Source organism: Paenibacillus amylolyticus, assembly GCF_051136285.1.
Lineage (GTDB): Bacteria > Bacillota > Bacilli > Paenibacillales > Paenibacillaceae > Paenibacillus > Paenibacillus amylolyticus_F.
The window spans coordinates 2,606,854-2,622,786 of record NZ_CP194938.1 but is presented as its reverse complement, the minus strand read 5'-3'; the positions used below and the strand labels follow the sequence as shown (position 1 = coordinate 2,622,786).

The 15,933-nt window shown below is 41.2% G+C and carries 14 protein-coding genes; 12 read left to right on the top strand and 2 right to left on the bottom strand.

Translation table 11 applies throughout. The features are described 5' to 3' along the window. Positions 1-99: 99 nt before the first annotated feature. Positions 100-1,722 (bottom strand): stalk domain-containing protein, encoded by a 1,623-nt coding sequence (locus ACR8BL_RS11635; RefSeq protein WP_434752754.1) that lies wholly within the window; start codon positions 1,720-1,722, stop codon positions 100-102. 311 nt (positions 1,723-2,033) lie between these two features. Between ACR8BL_RS11635 and ACR8BL_RS11630 the strand changes: the two genes are divergently transcribed. The 8 genes from ACR8BL_RS11630 to ACR8BL_RS11595 all read left to right on the top strand — a co-directional run bounded on the left by ACR8BL_RS11630 (position 2,034) and on the right by ACR8BL_RS11595 (position 8,081). Then, on the top strand, positions 2,034-2,396 hold the full coding sequence (locus tag ACR8BL_RS11630) for a DUF4362 domain-containing protein (RefSeq protein ID WP_434753095.1): 363 nt from the start codon (positions 2,034-2,036) through the stop codon (positions 2,394-2,396). 175 nt (positions 2,397-2,571) lie between these two features. Next, positions 2,572-2,697 (top strand): hypothetical protein, encoded by a 126-nt coding sequence (locus ACR8BL_RS11625; protein WP_434752753.1) that lies wholly within the window; start codon positions 2,572-2,574, stop codon positions 2,695-2,697. Positions 2,698-2,978: 281 nt separating this feature from the next. Continuing rightward, on the top strand, positions 2,979-4,133 hold the full coding sequence (locus tag ACR8BL_RS11620) for a WXG100 family type VII secretion target (RefSeq protein WP_434752752.1): 1,155 nt from the start codon (positions 2,979-2,981) through the stop codon (positions 4,131-4,133). A 3-nt stretch (positions 4,134-4,136) separates the two neighbouring features. Then, positions 4,137-4,610: a hypothetical protein gene (locus tag ACR8BL_RS11615; protein WP_434752751.1), complete on the top strand. Its 474-nt coding sequence runs from the start codon at positions 4,137-4,139 to the stop codon at positions 4,608-4,610. A 301-nt stretch (positions 4,611-4,911) separates the two neighbouring features. Beyond that, complete coding sequence (locus tag ACR8BL_RS11610; protein WP_434752750.1) at positions 4,912-5,307, top strand: hypothetical protein; 396 nt, start codon at positions 4,912-4,914, stop codon at positions 5,305-5,307. A 756-nt stretch (positions 5,308-6,063) separates the two neighbouring features. After that, a complete protein-coding gene (locus ACR8BL_RS11605) occupies positions 6,064-6,729 on the top strand; it encodes a hypothetical protein (RefSeq protein ID WP_434752749.1) in 666 nt (221 codons plus the stop codon). A 434-nt stretch (positions 6,730-7,163) separates the two neighbouring features. Next, positions 7,164-7,715: a DUF4183 domain-containing protein gene (locus ACR8BL_RS11600; RefSeq protein ID WP_434752748.1), complete on the top strand. Its 552-nt coding sequence runs from the start codon at positions 7,164-7,166 to the stop codon at positions 7,713-7,715. An 81-nt stretch (positions 7,716-7,796) separates the two neighbouring features. Then, positions 7,797-8,081: a DUF4183 domain-containing protein gene (locus ACR8BL_RS11595; protein ID WP_434752747.1), complete on the top strand. Its 285-nt coding sequence runs from the start codon at positions 7,797-7,799 to the stop codon at positions 8,079-8,081. Positions 8,082-8,245: 164 nt separating this feature from the next. On the opposite strand, the gene ACR8BL_RS11590 is transcribed toward ACR8BL_RS11595, so the two are convergent. After that, positions 8,246-8,710, bottom strand: coding sequence for a hypothetical protein (locus ACR8BL_RS11590; protein WP_434756681.1), 465 nt, complete (start codon positions 8,708-8,710; stop codon positions 8,246-8,248). Positions 8,711-9,811: 1,101 nt separating this feature from the next. Between ACR8BL_RS11590 and ACR8BL_RS11585 the strand changes: the two genes are divergently transcribed. The 4 genes from ACR8BL_RS11585 (at position 9,812) to ACR8BL_RS11570 (ending at position 15,897) form a co-directional block, all read left to right on the top strand. After that, positions 9,812-11,200: a hypothetical protein gene (locus ACR8BL_RS11585; protein WP_434752745.1), complete on the top strand. Its 1,389-nt coding sequence runs from the start codon at positions 9,812-9,814 to the stop codon at positions 11,198-11,200. A gap of 83 nt (positions 11,201-11,283) precedes the next feature. Next, positions 11,284-11,952 (top strand): hypothetical protein, encoded by a 669-nt coding sequence (locus ACR8BL_RS11580; RefSeq protein WP_434752744.1) that lies wholly within the window; start codon positions 11,284-11,286, stop codon positions 11,950-11,952. A 375-nt stretch (positions 11,953-12,327) separates the two neighbouring features. Continuing rightward, entirely contained in the window at positions 12,328-15,465 is a 3,138-nt protein-coding gene (locus ACR8BL_RS11575) for a DUF3427 domain-containing protein (RefSeq protein ID WP_434752743.1), read from the top strand. Positions 15,466-15,576: 111 nt separating this feature from the next. Continuing rightward, complete coding sequence (locus tag ACR8BL_RS11570; RefSeq protein WP_434752742.1) at positions 15,577-15,897, top strand: hypothetical protein; 321 nt, start codon at positions 15,577-15,579, stop codon at positions 15,895-15,897. The last annotated feature ends 36 nt before the right edge of the window (positions 15,898-15,933 follow it).

Here is a 15,933-nt window from a genome sequence, read left to right as displayed (position 1 = left end):
GAGGATTTTTTTAGCTACTACAGTATGTGCTTGGTGTTCGATATAAGTTCAACGTATACGATGCTAAGTTATGTGCGCCATGCACAGGTATTACCTCATCTATTTCACTTCATTGATCGTTACTCTGGCGGCATTGCTGTCCCAGGTTACGTTCAACCCAAGCCCCTGTAACATTTCATATGGTGCTGTGGTAGCCCCGGAATAGATGCCAATGGGTTCACTCAGTGTTACAACCTTATCTTCTTGCGGGTGTAGCTTATCCAAGGTGGATACGGTGTATTGGAGTTCATTCGGTTTAATGGTAATGATCCGATCGTTATATTTTAATGTGTAATGACTTATTAATCCTTCCGCTGTATGCACCTCAAATTCAGCTCCAAGTGCTGCTGCAATGGTCTTGATCGGAAGTTGCAGCGTTGTGGGCGTTTCTACAGCAGGGTATATGGATTGCAGCAACTTGCCATGCACGTAGATATCTGTACCTAACGTAGCTTGGACAGGAATGTACACCATGCCCCCTGAAGATGTGGCCGGCGCTCCTGCTTCCTGATACTTGTCACCACCCCATCCCCAAACGGTTCCCTTGGAGGAACGTGCAAGACTATGATAATAGCCAGCAGAGACATCGGTGATATCCGATAATTGCTTTATTTTCCCTTGTTTGCCCGTTACGGTGTTCCCGAAGCTGTATACCTCGCCTTTTGTAGTCACCAGAAGTACATAATTGGAGCTTGCATCCAACGTTTTTACTTTAAGTTCGTGATGATATGGAATCCGTTTTCCTTGTGAATCCAGTCTCCAGACGCTGCCTTTCGAATCGAGCGCCATCAATTGTCCGCCCTTACTCGTGATGAACTTGATATTGGTAAGGCCTTTAACTGGCTTTGCTTTGGAAGGGGGACTGCCCGCTTCATCCGCTTCTTTCCAGATCCAGACAGAACCGTCTTTCTTGAGTGCATATCCATCGTAACCAGAAAGCGTGGTTTGGACGACATTTTTCAAACCGCTGATTCGGTGCAGGGTAGGCTTCTTCCCAGCATCCTTGTTCATCGTATTAGGAAGCTTCGGAGATGGTTTCTGCCAGGATTGAACGGTCCCATCTCGAAGGAGGGCTACGCTTGTGATAGATCCTGCGGTCACACGTATAGCATTGGTGATTCCAGGAACTTGGCTAGGCGTTCTGCCTGATCCCCACTGCCAGACGGTTCCATCTGCTTGAACGGCTACACTGTACCCTTCACCAGAAGTAGAGATGGCTGTGACAGCGGATAACTGCGGAATACGGACAGGACTGAATGTATGGCGATACCTTACCGTGTCGCTGATCCCAAGCTCTCCTAACAGATTTCGGCCCCACGTCCAGACAGAACCGTCACTTCTTAACGCCACCGTGTAATAGTAACCACCTGTTACTTCTGTGTAGTGGAGTTTCTGAGTTGTACTCGAAGTCACAGAGGGTTTGGAAGGAGAGGCGAGAGAGGGGACCGACACTGTACGATCCGGAACGCTTCCTGTGGAAGTTTGCTTGTCATTGGATGCATGTGTAGTGGGCACCAAGGAGAGCGTACCCAGGAACAGACTAGAGACAACGCCAGCTGAAATGATGACTCTACTGAAGCTACGAAACGATTTGTTTTGTGGCTTGCACACTGGCTTCACTCGTGATGAAGAGGATGCTGGTTGTTCTGTTGTTACATGATTGACCTGACTATCTAAATCCATGAGATCGCCTCTTTTTTTGAAAGGTATGGTAAAAATGGATGTCATATTAAATAAACGTATGGACAAGGATGAAAGTTACATCAAATGAAGAGAGTTCTCATGAAAAATCTTAGGGAATGTTGGTCACTCCGTATACTCTCTTTCAAAAAATGTAACCTATCCAGTCCGGGTCACGTTGTACATATGAGGTGATTGTAATGGGAAAATACGTACTTATGTTATGTTTGACAGCTATACTCGCAACAGGTTGTAGTTCAAATGATTCGCAACAGACTGGCGATCCGGTATAGAAAAGAACCCCTTTTCCTGCCATAGTCGAGCCGCATAACGGGGAGCAAGCAGAAGAAAGTGGAGATGTTGTTTTTCTTTTGGGGGAGATGCGAAACCGAGAGAAATGGACGTCTTTTATGCAAAATGTGAAAAAGAATCAACCGGATCACGTCCGGGTAACCATGTACACGATTGAAGGCGATCCCATCATCCATGAGCTAATCTATGACGGCACTCTGTTTCAATCTACCTATGATGCCACAAGAGATAAGTATGGCTCCAGAGAAGAGATCACGACGAATACTTGCAAGGGATTGGAACTGACCAAAATCGAGCGAGGAGAATCGGTGTACGTCTTAACCGATTGTGAAAAGCAAAATGGTTTCTACATTCCAAGCCTGTAGGAGGAAGACAAGAAGAGTTACGAATGATGAATCATGAAAGTGGAAGGATGAACCCTGAAAGGAGTACCGATGAAAAAGAGGTGCTCGGGTCGGATTCTTTTGTGATATGAACAGGTTTATATAGAGTAGGGTAGATCATTGCAATTTTATTTTTGCCTATGAAAGGGGTCATTACATGAGAAGCGCACTAACAGATTGGCAAGCTTCATCTCAGCTATATCATTCGGTTCTTGTCCAGAGACAGCTGGCCCCGATCTTGCAGGAGGCATGGTTGAAGCAGCTTCTGGAACTGATGATGTGAGTGCTTCTGGGCATCATTGTCGCTCAATTACTATTATGGGTGGAGGCTCGCATGAGCGGTCATCATCACGGATCAGACAGCGGAGATTCCGAGGGAGGCGGGGACTAATACAACAAATTAGATAGGATATACGTATATGTGCAAACTTGGCTGACCATAGTAGTTACCTAATTACCGAATTACTGAGGGGGAAAATGATCCTTCTGTTCAATTCCAAAGACAATTTCAGTTTGTTAAAATTTAGGTATAACGACTATGAACAGGTTTGGTGGCGAGATGGCATGTTGCGGATTCAGGTACACCCCGATGAATTGGATGCCAAGGCACGTTATGTTCAGCAATGTAAATTAGATCTGGATCGATTGCTCCGTGAACTGGATAAAAACATTAATATGCTGCAATCCGAATGGTCTGGGGTTACACAAGAAAAGTTCTTCTGGGATTTTATGCAGACCAAAGAGGTGTTCCCGGCTACACTTGGGCTGCTGGATAGTATCCAAAAGGAATTTACGTTTATTGCAAACAACTTCAGACAAATCGACGGCTCCGGCGAGGAAGCACTGTATATACCCGACACGCTGGGACCGAGCTTCGGCACGGGATTGATCGACAAAGCCATTGGTGACACGGTGACAGGCGTAGGCGAGACAGCAGAGGACTTCATCTATAATCCGTTAAGCACACTAGGCAGTTTGGCTTATGCCATGACCATAGGTAAGGCAGTCGACGTCGGACGTGGACTCGCATTTGCTTGGGATGCGGCCTGGGGCACAGGAACAGCAAGGTCTGACATCGAGCAATTTGTGGATGAGAAGAAAAAGCAACTCGACGAGGACGAGTCAGGTTATGTTAAAGGTGCGATGATCGGTCAGGCCCTCTCTTATTTTATCTTCGGCAAAGCCTTACACTCGAAGGATCATCATGGGTCGGGTGGAGGAGGGGGAGGTAAGAAGGAGACGGAAAAAGGTAGCGTAGGTCATAGAGATCTGACAGAGCCTTCACTACCAAAAGGAAGTAAGCCAACGGGGAATTACGGTATAGGTGATTCCCACGGGATAAAAAAACAAAATGAAACAGCTAACTTCTTAGCTGATAAAGGTTATGAAATAAAAATGTTAGACGAAATAGATGGTGGGAATGGATATGGAGTTAAAGCAAACTCCAATCCTGACTTTTTAATACAAGGGAAGGTTTTTGACTGTTATTCTCCTATGAACGATGCAAATGTAGATAATATTCTTCGAAACATAGCAAAGAAAACTAAAACTCAAGCTGAAAGAATTGTTGTTAATCTGGATGAATTTCCAACTGAACTAGTTAGTGAAATTACTCAAGGCATTATTAGAAAAGCTAATCCAAATGGGGACCTGAAAAATTTAAAAGAAGTTTTATTGGTTAAAGATGGTAATATAACTAGGGTATTTGGGGAGGATTAATGGATGGATTACGAGTTGTTTTTACAAACTAAGCTTGACCGTAAATCATTAGGTGAATTGATTAATCAATATGTTACTGAAACGGTTAAGGAGAACAGTTCACTCCAAATTAACGAAGATGAAATCGTAGTTGGCTGTAGATTTTTCACATTTTTCATTGAGATTGAGGATATTTCTGATATCACGTTTGTTCAAAAACATTATAATCTGGTTTTGAATGTATGCATTAGAATTCAATTGTTTGGTCGTACTTTTAATGATGGTATCGGTCATCTGTTCAAAGTGATTAGTAAACTTATGAAGGATGCGGAAGAGAATCTATTATTCTTAGAAGATGGTTCTACTCAGTTACTTAGAATGGAAAATGGTTCTTTAACGGTCAATAATCGGTTAGATAAGTATCAAACTAAATATTTTACTCCAAGCCTGCTGAGTATACTTAATTATCCTTATATTGAAAAAGAGCTCTCAAGCTAGAAATGTAACGGAATCCTCATTTTTGACTGTCAAAAATAAGATTAATAATCCACAGTGTAACCTTTTTATTGAAGGTGACAAAGAAAGCTTGTCTATCTTTGTTAGAGATAAATATATTGTTTTATACGTGGTCAAGGAATAGATGCAGCCTAGACAAGGGGATATCAGCTAGCGGTGCTAAGTCTTCTAATGTAAAGGAGGTTCAAAGAAAATTAGCTCAGTAATAATTCTAAAAAAAATATCAAATTATTCTCCAGAGCAGGCTCCTGACAACTTCAAGAAGGCAGCGCAGAGAGCGAATATGTACTGTTTTAACATTACAGTTGAACTTGATACAGATCAGAACTTTCAATCTGCAGAAGGCACCTTATCTGAAGTAGATGAAGAGACTCTAATAAGTTCTGCAAATGAAGATACAATTAGGTACTTTACGTTTACCGTAAACAAAGTTGTTGAAAATTCATATGATAGTTTCATGTGGATGACCCAATCAACGGATTATTTTTGGGCGATGGATATTGTGAATATCAATCATCAATATGAATTCATTTACAAGTTTGTAGTGGAGTATTTTAAAGATCATCCAGAAGATTACCTATGGTTTGATGATGCTGAGTGGTACTACACGGCTGATGATATCTTTAGACTAAGTCAAAGATCTTATAACCCTGAGTGGTGTAGTGAAAAAGTTATTTGAGTTAAGAGGGCTGAAATAAAGGGAATTTCAACTTTTGTATTATGTAGGCAAGGAGAAAGTATCTCGGCAAGTGATTTAATAAAAAATATTAGAGAAATATCTAGTAATTACGGGCTCTACTTTTCTAACAATTATGACAAGTATGATGAAACTGGAAAATTAAAGTTTAGCTCAATTTATATTAGTGACATTCCTTTTGAAGACAGTTATTCAAGGCAAATACCTTGGAATTTATATGATGAGCCTTATAAATTTCAAACGGTAGACTTTAATTGGGATGATTCTGAAAGCCAATATTTTAAGGCGTTAGTATCTGAAGATTTCTATGAGAATGAAGATTTATTATTTAAGATACTTTATGGAATTCTAAAAGTATATCCGTCTGCAAAAGTATGGATTGAAGATAACTGGTTTTATACAATAGAAGATTTAGAAAAAATAAAAAATAAGCCTTTGGATAATGAATGGTGTTATAAGAATCCCATAGATTTGTAAGAGAACTTACTTGAATGATTTGCTAATGCATCAAGAGAAAGTAATTCTCTAGATGTAAAAGTATGGATTGAGGAAGATTGGTTCTACACTTTGCATGATCTTAAAAGGATAAACAATTCATACAATAACAGTTGGTGTTACATTGATCCGAGAAACATCTAGATGAAATTTCGCAACTAAAATTTTGAAAGACAGAAGGCACTTCTACCACATAAACGTAGAGGTGCTTCTTACTATAAAATCCAAGGAGAACACCTCGCCATGATTCTTAATAAAAAACGACTTTTCATGATCGGTTGCTGCCTTGCGTTTGTGATCTTGCTTGTTCTAACCTACAGTTTCTACAAAGAGAAAAAGATGTATGAACAGTACCTGACCATGAATATCCGTCAAGATATGGTTGATATGCAAAGTGCGATTATCACTAATGATCGTATTTTCAACCGCATACTGGAGGATGGCAAAATCATAAATGAGATGGTAGAGGACGGAGAACAAGCAAGGCAGCTTCATTATAATCTCAGAGCTATGTCACAGATTATTGATAAGTATAACTTGATGAATCTCAGTTTCAGTCAGGAAAGCAGTTGGCTCGTAAAACCCGCACCACTATTCATAAACGATTTGGGATTAGAGGACATATGGCCACGTACGCTTCAGCGAATGCAAATGACGTTCGATCCGTTAGATCAAACCAATCGTACGGTATCCCCAAAACTTAAGACCAGAATACAGCAGTACCAAGAGTTAAATCAGCGGTGGTTGAATATCGTCGGAGATTTTGAATCGACAGTGATCGAGGAGAAGGACTGGCCTCAAATCTTAAACGATATGGAGCAAGAGACCCAAGCTTATTTTAGAGAGAAAAAGGTTGATTTTGTAGAAGATGACGTTTGGAGAGATGCGTTGAATCCAAGGTATGAATAAAAAAAGATGACGTTTGGAAAGGAAGAGTGATGTAATTCATTGGGGACATAGTCATTAGCACACTCTCCGCATGTGCTAATAACATAGTATAAGGCATATATACTGTGTTTTTGCCTAAGGAGAGTGACATCTTGAAGCTTTCAAAGAAAAGTAGAAGGAGACGTAACGTATTAGGAGCCAAACGTTCTAGGGCGGGATGGAGCAACAGAATCTCAAAAAGACGCAGCAAACGATACATGATACGTTGTAAAGGTTCCAGAAAAAAACGATGCTCCAAGTTAATAAAGCTAAAACGAAGACATAGAAGTATCACGTCTAGTCGAAAAGCTACTGCACGATCTGTAAGAACTCCCACTATTCCAGCATGTCCTGATCGCATAGATCATATCGCCCTGCCAAGACATCAGGAACCAATAGTTGGCGGTCTGCTTGAAATGCAGGGGCCAGTAGGTCAGCAAGGTGCCCAAGGTATGATAGGTCCTCAAGGTGTTGCAGGCAGACAGGGAATGCCGGGAGTTGAGGGGTCTGTTGGTGCTCGAGGAGAGCGTGGAGAAGCGGGAAGCCAAGGAGCACAAGGACTCATTGGACCTCAGGGTGTTCCGGGTGAGCAGGGAGTAGCTGGAGCGCAAGGTCCTTCAGGCCCTCAAGGTGAGCAAGGTCCTCCGGGAACGGTAGCAGGAGTTCAGGTTGTTCCTACAACGGGACGGTACTTCTATTTTCCAGAGGTTAATCTGGATTTATCGAGCTCAGTTACAATACCTGCTGGAGATTTTGTGGATGATGATAATGGGAGTATATCCGAATTTGCAGGAATCAGTACATCAAGTTATTATAATCTTTACATTAATGGAATTTTGCAACCAGGCGGGTCATTTACCTTAACTTCCACTAGTCTGTTTCTGCCTCCTCAGAGTGGTGTGCTGCTTGCAGGAACACCAATTATTGTAGAAATTATTCAGTTAACAGCCATAATTATCAATAGTTAAAATAGTTAAACCTCCTACTGAATTGGCCTTCACAAGTCTCAAATCTACCACATATACTATGTCAGGTAGGAGGTGAGAAACATGCCGCTTGTTACACCATTTCAGAACAGTTTAAGATTTGCTGCGACCGTTGGCGATGGAACAGGTACCGGAGCAACGTTTGCAATCGCTGCGACGGCTTTTACAAACGATGCAGGTACAGCTGCAACGGCTTTTCCAGGCACGTTCAATTACTACAATCTCTATATTAATGGTCTTATGCAAACAGCAGACACATCCTCGGTTACCACCACTACAATTACAATCCCCGGTGGAGATGCATTAAATGATGGCACTCCAATTGTCGTACAATTTGTAGTGTCATAAGGATTGGCTGAAGTGATTTAACAAAGCATTGTACGGCTTCTATCTGTGATAGGAGCCGTTTTTTATACTGTACGAATTCAACTTGTGATTGAAAGGTTATTCAGATTCATATATATGTTCCCCAAATAGGGCATTCTAAAGAGTTAACTCATGGAGACCATGAATTAACTCTTCCCTTTCTCTAGTACAAGTTCGAATGGGATTGAAATGCTGTGTTGTTCAGCCGAGTTCGGACGTGCTTTAATCTCAAATGTAAGATTCAATGTTTCTGGCAGATCACTAACTTGATCAGTTCTTGTTGTAATGTAATAATGTTTGTCTCCAAGTTTTAGAAGGTCTCCACTTACAGTTTCAGCAAAAGGTTCACCTTGATTATAGAAGGTATATCCCAAATCGTTCTCGGATTGTCCGCCTCCCTTTATCTCATATCCAACCTGCAACTCCTTGTTGTTATACGTTGCATTTTGTAACGTAATCGTGATGCCATTTACTGTTTTGGTTTGAGTGGGGATATTAGGTTCAGGCAGAGCTGATTCTTCTGATGATCCAGTAAAAAAGTGAAATATAGCGGGAAGAACTAATATAAGGATACCAAGGACCAGGGCAGTGACTATGGTCTTTTTATTCATAAAGTGTCGTGCTCCTTTCGTAATAAAGAGCAAACAGCCAGTGCACTCTTTATCTCTAACTATGTTTAGATATAGCTTATGGATTCATGAATTTGATATCACAGTTGTTTGCTGTATATACAAATTACGGAGATGTAAAATGCGGAATGTGGGTATATTTTTACATATCATCATGTGCATCTTAATCGTAGTACTGTATCCGTACCCTATCTTAAACTTACATTCATTTGGATCGGCTATCTTAGTTGGAAAGAAAAGATAAGGGCTTGTACAAAATTATCATTTGAAGGAGCGATTTCTACAATATCTAAACAACAACGATGGACATTAACAATCGAGTTCAAAAAAACAAATGGTATATCTCTATGAAAAAGGCAATCCCAGAGCTACCATTTTAGCGGAATACGACCTCGCCGTTTAGGCTTTAGATCGCTGGATCTGGAAATTGAAGGCAGGTGGTTCATTCAAAGAAAGGTACAATCGTTCGAATATAAGGTCAATTTTGTGGAAGATGATATCTGGAGAGATGCTTTGAGTCCAGCGTTTGAATGACGAGGGTAGGATACGTTGTTTTTAATTATTTATTATACTAGAGTGGACCACTCTTGGTGTACAGAGACGTCTCATATAATAGACTATGATGCATTAAAGTTATATTTGTGAAATTTAAAGAACAAAAGTGAATATAAAGAAATCTTCAGGAATTGTAACTTATTTTGGGAGAAGATAAATATAATTAACCGTTGTTCCTGCTTGTCTGTATTAAAGCTAGGCAAAAGTCCTACGGACACATCGGAGATATCGAAATATAGGTATTATTCACTATATTAGGTATGTGCTATATTTTTTTATTAGTAGTTTTGTATCATGAAAGGGAATTAAAGTTATATAAAGGTTGATTTTGAAAAAAAAATATATATAAACTGGAATTTAATAGAATTACATAAGGAGGGTAGAGCACTCACAGTATGAGTGAGCATACTAATTATCCATCATGAGAGAAATATAAATTTTACATAAAACCCGTTATGTGAGCTTTTTATATAATGTGAGTTCGTAATTCTATTAGGTTTAATATTAAATTCAGAAGGGATGATTGTTTTGAGAAAATTCACCAGTGTAGGCCTTTCATTGATTATGTTACTTGTTCTCTGTGCTCCTATTAGTGCGCAATCTCTTGAAAACACGAACCAAAATGAAATTCCCCAAGAAGGTATAGTGCTACCAGTTGGGGAATTTAGTGAATTATACGGAAAAAAAGACAGTCTTGAAACAATAAAGGCTGTGGATGATGACATGAGAGCTAGCATAACAATAGAGGCGGCTTTCTCTCAGAATGAAGAAGTGATGTTGAAAGCGAAAATAAATTATAGCAATGAAATTAAGGAATTAAATGCTACAGGAAAGTTGTTTAATAGTTATAAACAACAATTTGGGTCTAATAGTATTGTCGGAGAAATCAATGATAAAGAAGGAAATTTCGATGTACTACTATTTGAAATATATAATGATACAGACACAACAAAAGCAATAACAGATCCTATGTATAAAACAAAACCTCATCTAAAATTGTACCTGACAGACCATGAGAATAATATACTTTTATTTGAAAAAGACATACCTGAAGAATTTCAAAATATAATTGTAAAAAACAGCGAGCAACCTGATTCAAAACATGATCTATTTTGGTTTGCTAGTGTAATCAAGCCTATAGAACAAAAGGAGATTCCAGTAAGTAAAGAAATGATGGATATTGTCCAACAGGATAAAGCATCTGTAGTTACTCCGACTGCCGTAGGAAGCTATTCTGATTGGGTTCATACTACCACTTACTATACTTCTTATGTTGCTGGTGGGGACACAATAAAAAATTACTCTTTACCATATGGAACATGGAAAGTAACTAATGTCAGTCCTTCTTCAACTTGGATAAATACTTTTAAAATCGCTGAACATGTTCAAGTGAACGGACGAAAAGTTAATGCTCAAAATCTTTTTGAATATCGAAATGTTATATTGAATACTGCTGTTGGAGATAAATCATCAATTGATATGTCAATTGTTGATGGTAAAATGGTTGGTAAAGGTTCTGGAAGTAGTCTGGCTATGCTTGTAGCTGAAAAGGCATGGAAAACAGCACTGCCTGCGGCACCCTCCATCTCAACCATTAAAAGTTGGATAACTTCTGCGAATACTGCATTCTCTTCCAAAAACGTCACTTTGGGTAGTTCTAATATACGCTTAAGTAATGACGCCGCAACCGTCTCCAGCGTCTCATCTCAGAACTACACTCTTTACTCGAATACAACAAACGCTAGTAATGGGCATTACTTACAGTTAAATACGAATGTTCAGTATAATGGTCCGGCTAATTCTTCTGCTTCTACGAATGGTGTGATGCGAATTGATTGGAAGGTATATCTAAATAATTCTTTATATAATTCTCAAACGAAAGATATCACGTTTAATTATTCTGTGAAAAGCAAGTAAATATCACTGTGCAACCCTTGGTGGATGAACCTTCATTGCCAAGGGTTACATAAAGTTAAATAATTAATTAAAGGAGGGACAAGATGAAAATCGGCAAATATATAATTACATTAGCATGTTTAAGTTTAGTTGTGGTAATTGTTCTAACCTACAGCTTCTATAACGAAAAAAAGATGTACGAACAGTATTTGATGATCAATGTAAAGCAGGATATGGCTGATATGAGAAGTGAAATTATAAATAATGAAATTCAATTTAGAAATATACTGGCGAACGAAAAAATCACGAATGAGATCACGCAAGATGGAGTACAGGCAGAACAGTTGTATAACAATTTTACAGATATGATGCAAATACTTGACAAGTATAATTTAATGAATCAGAGATTTGATGAACAGAAGGGACTGTTGATTAAACCTGCGAAAGTATTAACAGGACAGCTGAACCGGAATGATAGATTGCCACTTATTCTACAACGTATGCGAATGACGTTTGAAAGACTCGATTATATAAATTACCCTGTAACAATCGATCTTAAAGCAAGAATTGAGGAATATCAGCAACTAAACAACCGATGGTTACAAGTTATAGGCGACCCTGAATCCAAAGAAATCAATGAAAATGAATGGCCAGAATTTCTAAATCATCTGGAACGAGAAACTCGGGCATATTTTGAAGAGAAGAAGGTTGATTTTGTTGAAGATGCTGTATGGAAAGATTCTTTAAACCCAAGATACAGAGAACAAGAGTAACATGCATACCCAATATAAATCTATCCCCAAATATAAGAGTACTTCTGTCGTCCAGAGACGATCGGAGTGCTCTTCTTTTTACCAAATAACTAGAGGGTGTCTTGAAATTCTACTGAATTACATCTTTTACCGCCTTTTCATCCCCTGTTGCATCACTTTCCTTTGACGTGTTCAGGTATACCCAAGTAAAAAGTCCTGGCGTGGAACAAAAACTTAGCAAAATTGGCTTCCTTCAGCGTTTTTTAGACAATCCCTAATGAAATTTCTCACGTGCTGGACGATAATAGAGTAGAGACCATATTTACCAATACCAAGAAATATCAATGGAACACAACTACATATCCGCAACCATTCTAACCTGCGCGAGGTACATTCATGAAACAAGGCATATATGAACAGCTTATCAACACAATCACCAGACAGGAGATTTCGGCGCTCGACCCGGATGTGTATCACATTGGGACGGAGAAGCTGGATGCGGAGGAAGCGCGTAAGCTGCTGTCCACGTATTTGGCGGCGGTGACACGGCGAGCGCTTAAGATTGTACGGGAACAGACGGAAGACAAAATGGCTGTATTAGAGCAGATACGAACCTGCAATGAGATTATTGCAACCCTGAAAGGCACGTTGGGGGAAGAGGAGTATAACGACTTGCAACTGGATGAGCAGGGTGAGGTGCTGACCCATGTGTATTCCAAGCTGAACAGCATTCGTGCCATTCGGGATACCAAAATCATTCGTCCGGATACGCCGATTGCCCAAAGCTCGTTATTCACAGGTGCCAAGTCTGAACCAAGTATGCTGCTGGAGTTGCAAAAAGAGATCGTGACCGCCGACCGGATCGATTGGCTGGTGTCTTTTATCAAATTCAGCGGGCTTCGCCTGCTACTGGAACAGCTCCAGCAATTCACATCAGGTGGGGGCAAACTGCGGATCATTACAACCACCTATATGGAGGCAACCGACCTCAAGGCGATTACCGAACTTAGCAAATTACCGAACACCGAAATCCAGATTTCGTATGACACCAAGGTCACGCGGCTGCACGCCAAAACATATATCTTCCACCGCGATACGGGATTCACCACCGCTTATGTCGGCTCTTCGAACCTGTCCAACCCGGCTCTGACCAGTGGCATGGAGTGGAATCTCAAGGTGACGGAGAAGGATTCCCTGGATGTGCTGCGCAAGATCGAAGCAACATTTGAGAGTTACTGGAATGACCGCGAGTTTACGAGATACATTCCTGAGGATCAGGAGCATGAGGCACAACTGAGAGCAGCCCTGAATCGCAAAAAAGACCAATTCGGACAATTCCACCTGGACATCCAGCCTTACGATTATCAAAAAGAAGTGCTGGAACAGCTGAGCGCCGAGCGCACGCTGTATGGACGAAACCGTAACCTGATCGTGGCCGCCACAGGCGTTGGCAAAACGGTCATCTCTGCCTTCGATTACAAGCGATTCCGCGCAAGCCAGGCGGGAACAAAGCTTCTTTTTGTCGCCCATCGGGAAGAGATTCTGAAGCAAAGCCGCGACACGTTCCGGTATATCCTGAAGGATATGAACTTTGGCGAGCTACATGTCGGGAGTCACCGGGCGGAGGCATTGGAGCATCTGTTTGTCAGCATACAGAGCTTGAACTCCATGAAGTTAACGGATATCACCAGCCCAGACTATTACGACTATATCATTGTGGATGAATTCCACCATGCTGCTGCACCTTCCTACCAGAAACTGTTGTCTCACTACGAGCCACAGATTTTGCTTGGACTTACAGCAACACCTGAACGGATGGATGGCAAAGACATAACCGCTTACTTCGATCATACGATTGCCACCGAGATCCGTCTGACCGATGCCATCGACCGGAAGCTGCTTAGTCCGTTTCAATATTTCGGTGTCACCGATACCGTTGATCTGTCTCAGGTGAAATGGTCGCGTAAAGGCTATGACTTGAACGAACTGGAGAAGCTCTATACCCATAACAAAATCCGTGCCAACCAGATCATGCAAAGTCTGAACCGATACGTCACCGATCTGGATGATGTGAAAGGATTGGGTTTCTGCGTAGGGGTAGATCATGCGCTGTATATGGCTAAAGTTTTCAACGAAGCCGGCATTCCATCTATAGCGCTGCATGGCGGATCAAGTGAACAGGAGCGTCATTCTGCAAAAGGAAGACTGGTGAACGGGGAACTGCGCCTGATTTTTGTTGTCGATCTGTACAATGAGGGTGTGGATATCCCTGAGGTGAATGCGATTTTGTTCCTGCGTCCGACCGAAAGTTTAACCGTATTTCTGCAACAGCTCGGTCGTGGACTACGGATGGCAGAAGGCAAAGAGTGCCTGACCGTGCTCGACTTCATCGGGCAAGCGCATCAGGAGTACCGATACCAGGATAAATTCCGCGCCCTGATCGGTGCGACCAAACATTCCATCTCGTATTATGTCGAGAACGGCTTTTCGAACCTGCCTCGTGGCACGTTTATTCAGTTGGAAAAACAGGTCAAAGATTACGTTATGCGTAATCTGAAACAGATGAGCCGTAATCGCAGAGCCTTGATCCAGAAGCTGCAAACGTTCCAGCAGGACACTGGGCTGCCGCTGACACTGGCTCATTTTGTAGAGCATCACGGGATGACATTGTATGAACTATATGGTGGACGTACAGGTAAAAGATATTTCCGCGGCTTGTTGGCCGAAGCGGGACTAACCGAGCCAGTAGAGGATGAGCAGGAGGAATATATCCGCAGACTAACGTCTGTACTAACAATTAATTCCCGAAGCTGGTTGAACTTCCTGATCGACTATATTGAAAAAGGGAAAGAAGCCATCACTGCCGATGAAGAGCGCATGTTAATCATGTTCTATTACACCTTCCACCGTGCTGAACCGGAGAAGCTGGGGCTAAGCAGCATTCAAGAAGGGGTTACACGCGTCCTGTCTTGCGCAGCATTCCGGGCCGAGCTTGTGGATATTTTCAAATATAATCTAGCTCACCTGCGATTTGTGGATAAAAGCAATGCGTTCCCATACACTTGTCCACTGGATATCCACTGTATGTACTCGATCGACCAAGTACTCGCCGCCTTTGGCTACTGGAATGCCGAGCAATCGCCAACCTTCCGCGAAGGCGTGAAATATTTTGCCGATGAACAGACGGATATCTTTTTCATTACATTGAACAAATCGGATAAGGACTTCTCGCCCTCCACGCTGTATGAGGATTATGCGATCAACGAGCGCTTGTTCCACTGGCAGACTCAAAGCAGGGTGTCGGAGCATACGGCTACGGCGCAGCGGTATATTCATCATCGGGAGACGGGTAATCGGATTACCCTGTTCGTACGGGAATATAAGGAGGAGCATGGTTATACGTCTCCATTTGTCTTCTTGGGTGAAGCGGATTATGTGAGTCATGAGGGGAACAAACCGATGAGCTTTGTATGGCGGTTAAGGGAAGAGATGCCTGCGAAGATGGTGGCGGTGGCGAATAAGTGTATTGTTTGAGGAGTATGGAATGGTAAACTTACTGCAAAAGTGGGTTTACCATTTATAATTACAAATAACTAATCTTAGTGGTAATATGTAAAAATGAGGATGAGGGAGGAGGGGAACGTCATGAGAAATGTAGAGAGGGATAGCTCCAGTGATAAACGAGGAAGTTATAAGTTTTGGATCATAATTGGATTCGTATTAGTTTTACTTGCTATAACGAACCCTAATAAGGATGAATTCGTAAAATGGGTTGTAAACTCAACAATAGAAGAGTCAGATAATGAATGGGTCAGTGCAGGAATTAATTTGCTTGGAAATCCAGTAATTAGTGGAGTTACTACTCAACAAGATCTAATATTTGTTTCAATTTTTAATATGGAGCTGGGATCGGAAACAACTTCCGTATTGGGTTTTGGGAAACGATTTTTTATTAGACTCCCATAACTGAAATGAATTTACAGCTTTACAGCTCAATGAATA